Source organism: Aureibaculum sp. 2308TA14-22, assembly GCF_040538665.1.
Classification (GTDB): Bacteria; Bacteroidota; Bacteroidia; order Flavobacteriales; family Flavobacteriaceae; genus Aureibaculum.
The window spans coordinates 724,634-737,678 of sequence record NZ_JBEWXT010000001.1; the positions used below are offsets into that span (position 1 = coordinate 724,634).

The following is a 13,045-nucleotide window of genomic DNA, read 5'->3' on the forward strand; positions in this document are numbered from 1 at the left end:
ATTTAGTGTAATGTTTAGGATTAAAATCCTAAATCTCTTTCAATATTTTCCATTTCTACTATATCCCTAGCTTCAACTAGTGTAGGTACAGCAATTATTTCGTCGGGGAAGTTGTCTGCCTCAATCTCATTTAAAATAATAACAAAAGACATGCCATTATTTCTATGCTGTTCTACAATTGGCAAAAATAATAAGATATTTTCTATATCTACCCCTTTAGTCATAGAAAAATCAAGAATAATATTCTCGTTTTTAAAATTAATATATTTTTTTGAGAAATCCGAAAAAAAATCATCAAATGATAATTTTTCATTTCTGAAAACAGTTGCTAAATCCGTTTTTTCTATACTCATTTTTTTATTTGTTGTGCTAATAAATAGATAACTGCCATTCTAATGGCTACTCCGTTTTCTACCTGATTTAAAATAATGGACTGATTTGAGTCCGCAACATCACTCGTAATTTCAACACCTCTATTTATCGGACCTGGGTGCATTATCACAATTTTCTTGCCAAGGCTGTTCAATAGTTCTTTGTTAATACCAAAAAGCTGTGTATACTCTCTAATTGATGGAAAATAATTAATATCCATCCGTTCGTGCTGTACACGCAAAACATTAGCAACATCGCACCAAGCCAACGCTTTTTTCAGATTGGTTTCAACTTCTACGCCTAAACTTGTAATGTGTTTTGGAATTAATGTTGTTGGACCACAAACTTTAACTTTTGCACCTTGTAGTTGTAAAGCGAAAATATTTGACAACGCAACTCTTGAGTGCAAAATATCGCCGATGATTACAACTTTTTTTCCTTTGACAGTACCTAATTCTTCTTTAATCGAATAACTGTCCAATAAGGCCTGTGTTGGATGTTCATGTGCTCCGTCACCTGCATTTATAATTCTTGCATCTACGTGTTTTGATAAAAAAACGCCCGCACCAACATTTGGATGCCGCATTATAACAATATCAACTTTCATAGAAAGGATATTATTTACGGTATCTATTAATGTTTCTCCTTTTTTTACCGAGGACTGACTTGCAGAAAAATTAATTATATCTGCCGAAAGTCTTTTTTCGGCCAGTTCAAAAGACAATTTTGTTCTAGTACTGTTTTCAAAAAACAAATTGGCAATGGTAATATCTCTTAACGAAGGTACTTTCTTTATGGGTCTATTAATCACTTCTTTAAAATGGTCTGCAGTTTCAAAAATTAGATCAATATCTTCTTTTTTAAGATATTTGATTCCTAATAAATGGTCTGTGCTTAACGCTTTCATTTTAATTATTGCTTAATAAATAAACGGCATCTTTTTTATCATTTTCTAGCCAAGAAACTTTTACTTTTTCTGAATTGATAACATCAACTTGTCTGCCTTTATAATTCGGTTGAATTGGTAAATGACGACTAAATCTCCTGTCGATCAATACCAATAGCTCAATAGATTCAGGCCTTCCGAAAGATTGAAGTGCAGTCAAAGCAGATCTAACACTTCTTCCAGAAAATAGCACATCATCAATAATAACTACATTTTTATCCTCTACAATAAAATCAATTGTTGTATTACTAGCAGCCAAAGGTGCGTCTCTTCGTCTAAAATCGTCACGATAAAACGTAATGTCCAACTGGCCGAGTTTTATATTTGAAATGTTATAATCCTTCTGTAAAATTTCAGTTAATCTTTTGGCAAGAAAAATACCTCTGGGCTGGAGACCAATCAAAACAGTATTCTTAAAATCGTTATGGTTTTCAATAAGTTGACATGCCAAGCGATGAAGGATAATGTGAATATCTTTAGCGTTAAGTAATGTCTTCTTTGCCATTATAGCAGTGCAAACCTTTGATTGTAGTGCAAAAATACATCTTTTTTTAATAAATAAAACGGTTTATAACGTGTTAATTAATTTGTTAACAACATTTGGGCTATCAGCTTAATAAAAAAAGAGATTGCATTAATTTTAAATTCGTAAGAAAACCTGATTATATGCACTCTTTTCAAAATGATGATGAAATTCCATTATCAAAATTTGAATCCATGTTAAAAACCAATAGTGTATATTTTTTCGATTCAACCGAATTTGAAGAAATTATTATACATTATATGAATGTAGGTAAAATGTCTTTAGCTAAAAAAGCCTTAGACTTGGGCTTGAGACAACACCCTGCTTCTATAGCTTTAAAATTGGCTTGTGTTGAAGTGTTTTTGTACGAAGATAAATTGAACAAAGCGGAACAATTGTTAAATGAGCTGGAAGAGCTGGAACCGCAAAACGATCAGGTATTTCTTCATAAAGCTACATTGTTATCAAAAAAAGACAAGCATAAAGAAGCAATTATTGCTTTAAATCAAGCACTTTTATGTACCGAAGACGAAGCAGATATTTATTCAATGATAGGTATGGAGTATTTGTATTTAGAGGATTTTGACACTGCCAGATTGAATTTTGCAAAATGTTTAGATGTTGAATTTGATGATTATTCTTCATTATACAATGTAATTTATTGCTTTGATATGCAAGATAAGCATAAAGAAGCTATCGACTATTTAATCGATTATATTGAAAAAGATCCCTATAGTGAAATTGCTTGGCATCAATTGGGTCGGCAATATTATATGGTCGAGAATTTTTTAGAAGCCTTGAACGCTTTTGACTATTCTATTTTAATTGATGAGTATTTTATTGGTGCATATCTCGAAAAAGCCAAAACCTTAGAAGAACTTAAACGTTACGAGGAAGCAATAGCTAACTATCAACTAACTATTAATTTAGAAGATGGTACTTCATTCGCCTACCTTAGAATTGCCCATTGTTATGAGCAAATGGGCAAAACAAAACAAGCTTTAAAATATTATAATATTACGGTAAAAGAAGATCCGTTATTAGATAAAGGTTGGTTGGCCCTTACCAATTTATATATTAAAACCGAAAATTATCAAAAGGCGTTATATTTTATAAACAAAGCATTGTTGATTGACGAAAACAATTCCATTTACTGGATGCGTTATGCAGAAATCAACCTAAAGTTGAATTTCTTTGAAGAAGCAACCAAAGGCTTTCAGAAATGTTTGGATTTGGAAGATTATGCCCTGGATATTTTTATTGCTTTGACCGATGTTTTGCACTTTATAGGCGAGTTTGAAGATGCTATAAAGGTATTGTTAAAGGCTCAAAAGCTATACGATGACTTTGCTGAAATTGAGTATAGACTGGCAGGATTATATATGCTTACACAACAAGAAAAATTAGGGTTGAAATTACTAGAAAAAGCATTAAAATTAGATTACGATTATCACCATGTAATCAAAGATGTTTACCCTTCTGTTTTTGAACTTGAAGCAGTAAAAATTTTAATTGCAACTTCTTAGCTTAATTAGTAATAAATTGTCCACTTTTCCATTGTTTTTTTGGAGTTATATTTTCTTTTTAGCCAATTTAATTCTATTGGCAATTGCTTTTTATAAAGAAGTAAAACCGTCGGTTTTTCAATAACCTGCTTTAAATAGTTTATTTCAGATTCATCTTCCATGTTAATTAGATAATTTTTCCAATCAAAATCTTCTTCAAATTGGGTTTCCCGGTTTAAGGATTCGTCGCCATTGTAAAGTGAAATTATGGATTTGTTAAGCCCAAAAGCGATAGATGGTTTTCTGGTGTTGTAAACCAAAATATCCCTGTCGTTTAAGTTTTCTTGTTTTATAAACTCGGTAATAGGCTTCGCTCCATTAACATTCAATTCATTTTTTGAAAAAATCACAGAGCTACTGATCAGTAATAATAAAGCAATTAATAAGGATGTAAATACAGGTTTAGACTTTGTTTCAATTGATTTTGATTTGTAAATTATAATTGTTAGTACCGCCACTGTTAGACTTGCAATAGCCAAATAATAAGGGAAGTCAAGCCCAAACTCTACAAAAGGGGCAACTACAAAAGCAATCAGTATCAATCCTGAAAAACCGAGTACAATAGCATTGACTATTTTTACTTTTTCAATTTCAATTTTAGAAAATAAATGAGCAGTTAATATTGCCAAAACACTATATAAAGGTAAAATATAAAGAATACGCTTTGATGAAGAAATAGAAAAGAAAATTAATGGGATAACCACCGCCATTAGCATGGTAAAATGCAATGTTTTAAACTTGAACCTATTTTTTTGCTCTTTTATTAAATAGAGTAATGCCAAAAACCAGGGTAAACCTACTAAGGGTGCAAATGCTAAAAAATACCAAAAAGGCTCAGTCCTCCCAAACGCATTTTTAGAGAATCGGTCTGCGGTTTGTTTCCCTAAAAAATAATCGACAAAAGTAGGATTCTGAATTCCTAAATGGATAAACCATGATGAGGCAATGACTAAAAACATTACCCAAGCCAAAATATGATGGATAGAAAAATTTCTTTTTGGGGATTCTGTACGGTTATAAAACAGGATAAAAATTATGGGTACAATAAAAATTACCGGACCTTTTGTTAAAAAACCAAGCCCCAAACTTATGGTAAAAAAATAGAGCCATTTTAGAAACCCTGTTTTACGATATTTGACCCAGCTGAAGATACTTAATAAGGCAAAAGTTGCCAAAAAGGCATCGGTAGTTAAATTCCGTGATGAAATTAAAACCAATGGAAAACTAAAATATATCATGGCTGCCCATAGAGCAGTCTTTTTATTGTCAAATAATAATATTGTTAATCTGTAAACCAAAACTAGCTGTAATAAAACAGCCAATTGTAAAAAAAAGCGAGCTCCAAAAGGGTTTATACCAAATATTTGATAGCCTAATGCCGTAATTTGATAGGTTAGCGGAGGTTTATGATAATGGTGTACATCCAACAGATTAGGATGCACATAATCGCCAGAAACATACATTGCCCTACCAATTTCCGCATACCTAGCATCGCTACTCTCAATAACGCCATAAGATCCTATGTTAATTAACAGTGCAATAGCAGCAATAGCTAAAAAGATATTGAAATTGAAAGTATTCTTCATTTTTGGTGCTTTAGAAGTATGTATATATTTCTACTATAGATTATAAAACCAAATAATTGTCCGATGAATAAAACAGGATCCTTTCTAATTACTGCATAGCTTAAAATCATTAAGGAACCGATAAGGCTGAGCATCCAAAACCCAAAGGGTAGAGAGGATTCCTTTTTGCGTTCGGAATAAATCCATTGATATACAAACCTTAAGGTAAAAATAATTTGTCCAATGCTACCCCAAATTAACAATTTAAGAGGAATATCTTCATTGCGGAATAAACGTTCTACATCTATTTGATTATTGTTAAAAGAATAAACAGCAATTAAAAAAGGAAAAGCCAATAAAAAACCTCGTAAAATTTTTGGCAATTTTTTCCAAGAACCTTGCAATTGCATATTCCGGATGTAAATAAAATAAGTCAAAGATTGTCCAAGCATAATGGCAAAATCATCACGTAACCAACCATAAATAAACAATAAAAAAGAAGCAATTAGGCTCAATTGCCAAAATAACTCAGGGGTTAATACTTTTTTTACCCTTTCGGATTGAATCCATTGTAATAACAATCTTGCGGAAAACAAGATTTGAGCCGAAAAACCAATGACATAAACAAAGTATTTGTATGAAAGCCACTCACTCATGAGCCAATTTTTGACTTTTCTATGGTGTAGTTGATGTAGCGTCTACGCATCCATCTATACCCAAAAGTATCGCGTAAAGCTTTTAATGATCTATTAAAAATATTGAATTTAGATTGCCCTGCAATACGTTCAAAATGCTGTACTTTTAGTTGTTTTATTTTTCCGTTTTGTAATAAAATCAATGCAGGAATAAAGCGGTGCATTCCTTTAAAAAATGGAATTTTTTTGGCTACATCGGTATGAATTACCTTTAGAGGGCAACCTGTGTCAATAATACCATCGTTTATCAATCCACGTCTTATACTGTTTGCAATTAGTGATTGTATTTTTTTGTTCAACGTATCCTTTCTTTTACCTCTAAAGCCAATTACCGCTTGGTAATTGTCAATATCTGCCAATAGCATGTCAAAGTCATACGGTGTGGTCTGTAAATCGGCGTCAATATACCCAATTAATTCAGTGTCAATATGGTCAATTCCAGCTTTAATGGCAGCACTTAATCCGCAATTTTCTTTAAACTTTAAGTATTCGAAATCAGAATTAGTATTACAGATTTCAACAATTTTATTAAAACTGCCATCAGTTGATCCATCATCTACAAAAAGCACTTTGCTTTTGGTTTTGCTCTTTGAAAAATAGTCTGTAAACGTGCTGTGAATTCTATCTAAATTGTCAATTTCATTAAAAACGGGAATGATAATGGTCATTCTATAATTCATTTGGCTATTGGTTTTAGATAGTGTGCAAATGTACAAATATTTGAAAACTAGTTTGAGTACATTTTTAAAGAAATACCTATAAACAATTTAACTATATTTGAGGCTAATTTTATTTATAGATGAAGAGAAGTTTAAAAGACTATTTGGCTATTACATTTAAAGGTATTGCAATGGGAGCAGCTGATGTTGTTCCAGGAGTTTCTGGAGGAACAATCGCCTTTATATCAGGTATTTATGAAGAATTATTAGAGACCATAAATAGTGTAAATTTTAATGCTGTTAAAACCTTAAGAAAGGAAGGCGTAAAGGCAGCATGGAAATCAATTAATGGCAATTTTTTAATTGCTCTTTTACTTGGAATTGGTATTAGTATTCTTTCATTGGCTAAACTTATTAAGTACTTATTAGAGAATGAGCCAATTTTATTATGGTCTTTCTTTTTTGGATTGGTGTTGGCGAGTGTATTTTTTGTGGGAAAACAAATAAAAAATTGGAATGTTGTAAAAGTTATAATGTTATTAATAGGTGCAGTAATAGCCTATTATATAACTATTTTACCTGTAACGGCCACCTACAATACACCCATCTGGTTTTTGTTTTTATCTGGTGCATTGGCTATTTGTGCTATGATTTTACCTGGTATTTCAGGCAGTTTTATTTTGTTGTTGTTAGGAGCTTACAAACCTGTAATCGATGCTCTGGACGAAAGAGATTTAAAAACACTTTTTATTGTTGGGTGCGGAGCAATTGTTGGGCTATTGACTTTTTCGAGGGTGTTAAAATGGCTTTTTGATAAATATAAAAGTATAACGTTGTCCGTTTTAACGGGCTTTATAGCTGGTTCTTTAAATAAAATTTGGCCTTGGAAAGAGGTGATTTCATCGGAAATGATTCATGGTAAGTTAAAAATTTTGGAAGAAAAAAGTATTTCACCTTTTAGTTTTGAAGGCGATCCACAATTGGTTTGGGCTTGTGTTTTAGCAATAATTGGAATTGCAGTAATTTATGGACTGGAAAAATTCTCGAATGTAAAGGTTGCTTAAATGGCTAAAGAACGAACCGTTTCAGATAAATTCTTCCTTTTTTTAAAAGGACTAGCAATGGGGGCTGCCAATAAGGTACCCGGTGTTTCGGGAGGTATAGTTGCTTTTGTGGGCGGATTTTATGAGGAATTAATCTATTCTCTCCAAAAAGTGAATGCCAAAGCATTCAAATTACTATTTAACGGTCGTTTTAAGAGTTTTTACAACTATACCAATGCCCAATTTTTAATCTTGATTTTTGCCGGCAGTATATTTAGTTACTTCAGTGTTTCTCAGGTACTTGATTATTTTATAAAGAATTACGAACTATACGTTTGGAGTACTTTTTTTGGGATGATAATCGGCTCAATTTATTATATAAGTAAGCAATTTAAAGATTGGTCAACTCAAAATATTATAGGTATTATTTCGGGCATTGTGGTTGGTATAGCCATCAGTTTTATGAATCCTGCCAAAGAAAATGACAATTTGTTTTTTGTGTTTTTTTGTGGAATAATTGGTGTAACTGGTATGACGCTTCCAGGGTTGTCGGGCTCGTTTATTCTGATATTATTGGGCAATTATGTACTCCTTTTGGTCGATTCGGTAAATATGTTATATAAAACCATTATCGATATTTTTCAAGGCAATTTTGAATTTTTAAAAGATACGATTAGGGTTAGATATTTAAAAATTGTAGCTGTTTTTGGTGCTGGATCGGCTTTTGGCTTGGTGTTTACCTCACAAATATTAGCTTATGTTTTAAAACGTTGGCACCAGTTGGTAACTGCTATTATAATTGGATTTATAAGTGGTTCTTTAGGTATAGTATGGCCATGGAAACGTGCTGTGTATAAATTGGATAATGGAAATTTTTTATTAGACTCTAAAGGAGAAAAGATTATACAAAACTATAAACGATTTATTCCTAAGATTACAGAAACAGAAACTTGGATAGCCATTGCTTTTATTATGTTGGGAGTTGCAATTGTTTTATTGATAGATTTTTATGGAAAAAATGCAAAAAGAAAGAAAGTTCGGATTAATAGGTAAAGATATATCCTATTCGTTTTCCAGACATTATTTTACTAAAAAATTTCAAGAATTAAAGTTGGAAAATCATCGATATGTAAATTTTGATTTGCAAACTATTGAAGATTTTTCTCAAATTAATCTAGAAGAAGTAAGTGGGTTTAACGTAACAATACCTTACAAAGAAAAAATTATGCAATTTTTAGATAAGGTTGATGGTGTTGCCAAAGAAATAGGAGCGGTAAATACTATTAAAATTACAAATGAAAACCAGTTGATTGGCCACAATACAGACTATTATGGATTTGAAGAGTCCTTGAAGCCATTTTTAAAATCGCATCATAAAAAGGCTTTGGTATTGGGTACTGGTGGTGCATCAAAGGCCATATTATTTGTACTTAAAAAAATGCATATTGATTATTTAGTAGTTTCCCGAACACCTAAAAACAAACAAATATCTTATCAAGACATCACTAAAAAATTAATCGGTAATTACACGGTAATTATCAATAGTACCCCACTGGGTACTTATCCTAATGTAGATAAGTGTCCTGATCTTCCATATCAATATATTACTGAACAGTATCTGTTGTTCGATTTAATTTACAATCCTGAAAAAACTACATTTTTAACTAAGGGTGAAGCAAATGGAGCAACAATTATAAACGGGTTAAAAATGTTGGAACTACAAGCAGAAAAAGCTTGGACTATTTGGAATTTGTAAGTTCTTTCTTCTTTACGCAACCAAATAAATAGAGTTGCATCATATTTAAAATAGTTTGCATTGTGTTAATGCTATTACTATCTTTAAAGACTTTTAGTTTTAAAAGAGGAACCCTTAAACATTAAAAATAATGTTAGACAACAAGCCAAATAGTATAGAGAGCGAGAATTCAACAATAAAGCCTACGGATGTTATTGCAGAAAATGTTGATAAATTAAAAACAGAAGATATTGCTGATAAGCATTCGGAAGAAGAAAATGAACAGTCTGATAGTTCCAATACAGAAGAAAATACTGATTCAACATTAGCAAACTCATCCGAAGTTAATGAGGATAAATCTGATGTTAGCGAGAATAATACTGCTCTGGTTGATGAGTCTGTATCTAAATCATCTGAAGATAAGGAAGTAGTTGAGCAAAAAGTAAACTACGAGAAATTAGATTTGGAGGGGTTGGTAAAAGAGCTTCAAAAATTGCTTAAATCTGGGACAATTACCGATATTAAAAGTGATGTTGAGGCTATAAAAAAGAATTTCAATAAAAAATTCGGTCAACTGTTAGTAGAAAAAAAAGAAACTTTTTTAGCAGATGGGGGTAATGAGATTGACTTCTATTATAGCACTCCGATAAAATCTACCTATAACGATTTACTTTTTGAGTATAAAACGAAAAGAGAAGCTTATTATGCAAATAAAGCAAGTGAGCAAAAAGAAAATTTAGTAAAACGTTTGGCTCTAATTGAAGAATTAAAAGAACTTATTGATACTGCTGAACCATCTACAATGTATGGTCTTTTTAAAGAGCTACAAGATAAATGGCGTGCTATTGGAAGGATTCCTAGTGCACAGTACAATGACACTTGGCGTACCTATGAACACCATGTAGAACGATTTTACGATCTGTTGCATTTAAGTAACGATTTGCGAGACCTAGATTTTAAACATAATTTAGAAGAAAAAATAAAACTAGCGGAACGAGCGGAGCAATTAGCGGAGATGACCGATTTAAACGCTGCTTTTAAAGAACTTCAGGTATTACATAGATTGTGGAAAGAAGAAGTGGGGCCAGTGGGTAGAGAGCATCGTGAAGGAATATGGGAACGTTTTAGTAATGCCACAAAAAAAATTCACGAGAAAAGACATGAGCATCAAAAAGTATTGGAATCTAAGTATGAAGAAAATGTAGATAAGAAAAGAGCCGTTATTGATAAGATTTCCAATTTAACAGAAGATGACAGTAAAGGTTCTCATAAGTTTTGGCAGCAGAAAATCAAGGAATTGGAAGAGTTGAGGCAACAGTTTTTCAAAATAGGAAAAGTGCCCAGAAGTGTAAATGATAAGATTTGGAAAGAATTTAAAGAGTCCACACGTAAATTTAATAGGCAAAAGAATGCATATTATAAAAATGTAAAAAGTGAGCAACACGAAAATCTTAAAAAGAAAAATGCCTTGGTTGAAAAAGCAGAATCTTTAAAAGATAGTGAAGATTTTGATGCTACAACGGATATTATGAAGCAAATTCAGGCCGAATGGAAAACCATTGGTCATGTGCCTCGAAAATATTCCGATAAAATCTGGAAACAATTTAAAAATGCTTGCAACCATTATTTTGATAGACTTCATGGTAAACAAGATGAAGCTAATAAGGAACAAGTAGAAGCTTTTAATAAGAAAAAAGAATTGCTTGAAAATCTTAAAAATCAGGCAAATAAAAATGAATCATTAGGGTTAGATGTTATCAATTCTTATATAGAAGATTGGAATAAATTGGAGCGTTTACCGCATAATATGAACCATATAGAAGTGAAGTTTAATAAAACGCTAAATTCACTTTATAGTAAATTGGATTTGAACGAGAAAGAAATTGCCATGCTCAAGTTCAAAAACATGGTAAATAATTATCTAGAAACTAAAAACCACCGAAAACTGGAAAACGAACAGCAATTTGTCAGAAAAAAAATTGATGAAGTTACCCGAGAAATTCAGCAATTGGAAAATAATATGGGCTTTTTTGCAAATGCTGATTCCGATAGCCCCCTATTAAGAGGGGTGCAAGATAATATTGAAAATTACAATCAACAATTAGAAATTTGGAAAACTAAGTTAGACTATATAACTAAGTTGGAATATTAATCGAATTTGGCTAATTCTTTTTCTACATATTGAATGGTTTGCTCAAGATAAGAAGGATCCAACGCCTTATCTATAGATGTTAATGCGTCAATTTGGTAGCTGATAAGATTTTGTAATTCTTGATCTTTTAATTTTTCAATAATTTTTAAATTGTCAGAAATACTATCTGATGATAAATTCAATTCTTTTAAAATATAAGGCCTAACATTATTATGAATAAATGCTCTTTGTGACTTTTCAAAATTGCCAAAATACTCATAATATATTTCATAATGTCGTGCAATGATGCTCTTTAAAGTATCATTGCTTATTAGGTTTAGCTTACCGCTAAATTTCATGTTGATATACGAAGAATTAATTTTTTGTTTTATATATTCATTATCAAGTTTGTTTGTTAAGGAATCAATTTTTGAGTAATTACCGTTTTTAATTTGCGTTAAATATGCGATACTTTTCTTTAATTCTTTGTCAGAATAGTCAACTGTAAATTTTTCATAATTTAACTCATTTAATAATAGTTCTAATGATTTTTTCTCTTCCTTTCTATCCTTTATGTTTTCATTCCAATTATTTAACTGAACCGCAATAAAAATACCCAATACCACAATCAGTATTTCACCTAAAAAATAGGTAATAGTTTTTGGTAATTTGCTTCTAAAAAATTTTGACATAGATTATTCTTAATAATACTTTGTTGGAATTTTGAATTTGATTTTTGGAAATTTAGACACTACCACTACCACTACCATCTCATAATCACACTTCCCCAAGTAAATCCGCTTCCAAAAGCGGCCAAAACGACAAGATCATTATCTTTTATTTTCCCTTTTTCATGAGCTTCGGTCAATGCAATAATTATTGAAGCTGCTGTTGTATTACCGTACTTCATAATATTATTAAACACCTGATTGTCTTCTAACTGGAACTTCTTTTGAATAAATTGAGCAATACGCAAATTAGCTTGATGTGGGATAAGGATATCAATATCCGTTGGAGCCAACTTATTAGTTTTTAAACCTTCCATAATTACTTCGCTAAAACGAACTACGGCGTTTTTAAAGACAAAAGTACCGTCCATATATGGAAAGTAAGAGGTGTCTTCCTCATCAGAAGCTAAAATTTCTGGAACCCAATGTTTAATACTAGGTGATTTTACGACTAACTTTTCCGCATATTGACCTTCACTATGCAAATGAGAGGATAGAATACCCTTGTTGTTGTCTTCAGTTCTTGATAATACACAAGCTCCCGCACCGTCGCCAAAAATAACTGAAACACCACGGCCACGTGTAGTTTTGTCTAATCCGTTAGAATGGTATTCTGCTCCAATGACCAATATGTTTTTATACATCCCAGTTTTAATAAACTGATCGGCAGTTGAAAGGGCATAAATAAACCCCGAACACTGATTTCTAATATCTAAAGCTCCAATAGTTGGCATGTCTAACATATCTTGGATTTGAACGCCACACCCAGGAAAATAATAATCGGGACTTAAGGTGGCAAATACTATAAAGTCAATATCATCTTTGGTCAAACCTGCACGCTCAATAGCGATCTTGGCTGCTTTTGCACCCATTGTTGCAGAGGTTTCATCGCTATTTTCAGGAATCCAACGGCGTTCTTTAATGCCTGTTCGTTCTTGAATCCACTCATCATTGGTATCCATAATTTTTGAAAGGTCATCATTGGTTACCACATTATCTGGTACGTAAAAACCAAGTCCCGTTATTTTTGAATTGTACATGCTATAAATTTTAAATATATAATTATGCAAGATAGGAAAGATT

13 protein-coding genes are annotated in these 13,045 nt (G+C 31.8%); 5 read left to right on the top strand and 8 right to left on the bottom strand.

Translation table 11 applies throughout. The features are described from left to right. Window positions 1-20: 20 nt before the first annotated feature. The 3 genes from U5A88_RS03260 to pyrR are packed head-to-tail and all read right to left on the bottom strand — an operon-like array spanning window position 21 to window position 1,823. On the bottom strand, window positions 21-353 hold the full coding sequence (locus U5A88_RS03260; RefSeq protein ID WP_354203735.1) for a ribonuclease Z: 333 nt from the start codon (window positions 351-353) through the stop codon (window positions 21-23). After that, entirely contained in the window at window positions 350-1,279 is a 930-nt protein-coding gene (locus tag U5A88_RS03265; protein ID WP_354203737.1) for an aspartate carbamoyltransferase catalytic subunit, read from the bottom strand. The genes U5A88_RS03260 and U5A88_RS03265 overlap by 4 nt, the downstream gene beginning before the upstream one ends. Before the next feature lies 1 nt (window position 1,280). Continuing rightward, window positions 1,281-1,823, bottom strand: a complete 543-nt coding sequence (gene pyrR / locus U5A88_RS03270; protein ID WP_354203738.1) for a bifunctional pyr operon transcriptional regulator/uracil phosphoribosyltransferase PyrR — start codon at window positions 1,821-1,823, stop codon at window positions 1,281-1,283. 161 nt (window positions 1,824-1,984) lie between these two features. On the opposite strand from pyrR, the gene U5A88_RS03275 reads away from it, so the two are divergent. Further along, the gene (locus tag U5A88_RS03275; protein ID WP_354203740.1) at window positions 1,985-3,367 is read left to right on the top strand and encodes a tetratricopeptide repeat protein; all 1,383 of its coding nucleotides are present in this window, start codon (window positions 1,985-1,987) and stop codon (window positions 3,365-3,367) included. A gap of 5 nt (window positions 3,368-3,372) precedes the next feature. Here the strand turns inward: U5A88_RS03275 and U5A88_RS03280 are convergent, their stop codons facing one another. Genes U5A88_RS03280 through U5A88_RS03290 form a run of 3 tightly spaced genes read right to left on the bottom strand, consistent with a single transcriptional unit; the run spans window position 3,373 to window position 6,346 of the window. Next, window positions 3,373-4,992: an ArnT family glycosyltransferase gene (locus U5A88_RS03280; RefSeq protein WP_354203742.1), complete on the bottom strand. Its 1,620-nt coding sequence runs from the start codon at window positions 4,990-4,992 to the stop codon at window positions 3,373-3,375. After that, window positions 4,989-5,627, bottom strand: coding sequence for a lipid-A-disaccharide synthase N-terminal domain-containing protein (locus U5A88_RS03285; RefSeq protein ID WP_354203744.1), 639 nt, complete (start codon window positions 5,625-5,627; stop codon window positions 4,989-4,991). Before U5A88_RS03285 ends, U5A88_RS03280 begins: the two co-directional genes overlap by 4 nt. Continuing rightward, the gene (locus U5A88_RS03290) at window positions 5,624-6,346 is read right to left on the bottom strand and encodes a glycosyltransferase family 2 protein (protein WP_354203746.1); all 723 of its coding nucleotides are present in this window, start codon (window positions 6,344-6,346) and stop codon (window positions 5,624-5,626) included. Before U5A88_RS03290 ends, U5A88_RS03285 begins: the two co-directional genes overlap by 4 nt. 119 nt (window positions 6,347-6,465) lie before the next feature. On the opposite strand from U5A88_RS03290, the gene U5A88_RS03295 reads away from it, so the two are divergent. The 4 genes from U5A88_RS03295 to U5A88_RS03310 all read left to right on the top strand — a co-directional run bounded on the left by U5A88_RS03295 (window position 6,466) and on the right by U5A88_RS03310 (window position 11,255). Then, window positions 6,466-7,389: a DUF368 domain-containing protein gene (locus U5A88_RS03295; protein WP_354203748.1), complete on the top strand. Its 924-nt coding sequence runs from the start codon at window positions 6,466-6,468 to the stop codon at window positions 7,387-7,389. Further along, a complete protein-coding gene (locus tag U5A88_RS03300; protein WP_354203750.1) occupies window positions 7,390-8,421 on the top strand; it encodes a DUF368 domain-containing protein in 1,032 nt (343 codons plus the stop codon). After that, on the top strand, window positions 8,378-9,124 hold the full coding sequence (locus U5A88_RS03305) for a shikimate dehydrogenase family protein (RefSeq protein WP_354203751.1): 747 nt from the start codon (window positions 8,378-8,380) through the stop codon (window positions 9,122-9,124). The genes U5A88_RS03300 and U5A88_RS03305 overlap by 44 nt, the downstream gene beginning before the upstream one ends. A 130-nt stretch (window positions 9,125-9,254) precedes the next feature. Continuing rightward, window positions 9,255-11,255 (top strand): DUF349 domain-containing protein, encoded by a 2,001-nt coding sequence (locus tag U5A88_RS03310; protein ID WP_354203753.1) that lies wholly within the window; start codon window positions 9,255-9,257, stop codon window positions 11,253-11,255. Here the strand turns inward: U5A88_RS03310 and U5A88_RS03315 are convergent. After that, the gene (locus tag U5A88_RS03315; RefSeq protein WP_354203754.1) at window positions 11,252-11,926 is read right to left on the bottom strand and encodes a DUF6090 family protein; all 675 of its coding nucleotides are present in this window, start codon (window positions 11,924-11,926) and stop codon (window positions 11,252-11,254) included. The two genes, U5A88_RS03310 and U5A88_RS03315, sit on opposite strands and share 4 nt — an antisense overlap. A 71-nt stretch (window positions 11,927-11,997) precedes the next feature. After that, entirely contained in the window at window positions 11,998-13,002 is a 1,005-nt protein-coding gene (locus tag U5A88_RS03320) for a 3-oxoacyl-ACP synthase III family protein (RefSeq protein WP_354203756.1), read from the bottom strand. Window positions 13,003-13,045 lie beyond the last annotated feature (43 nt).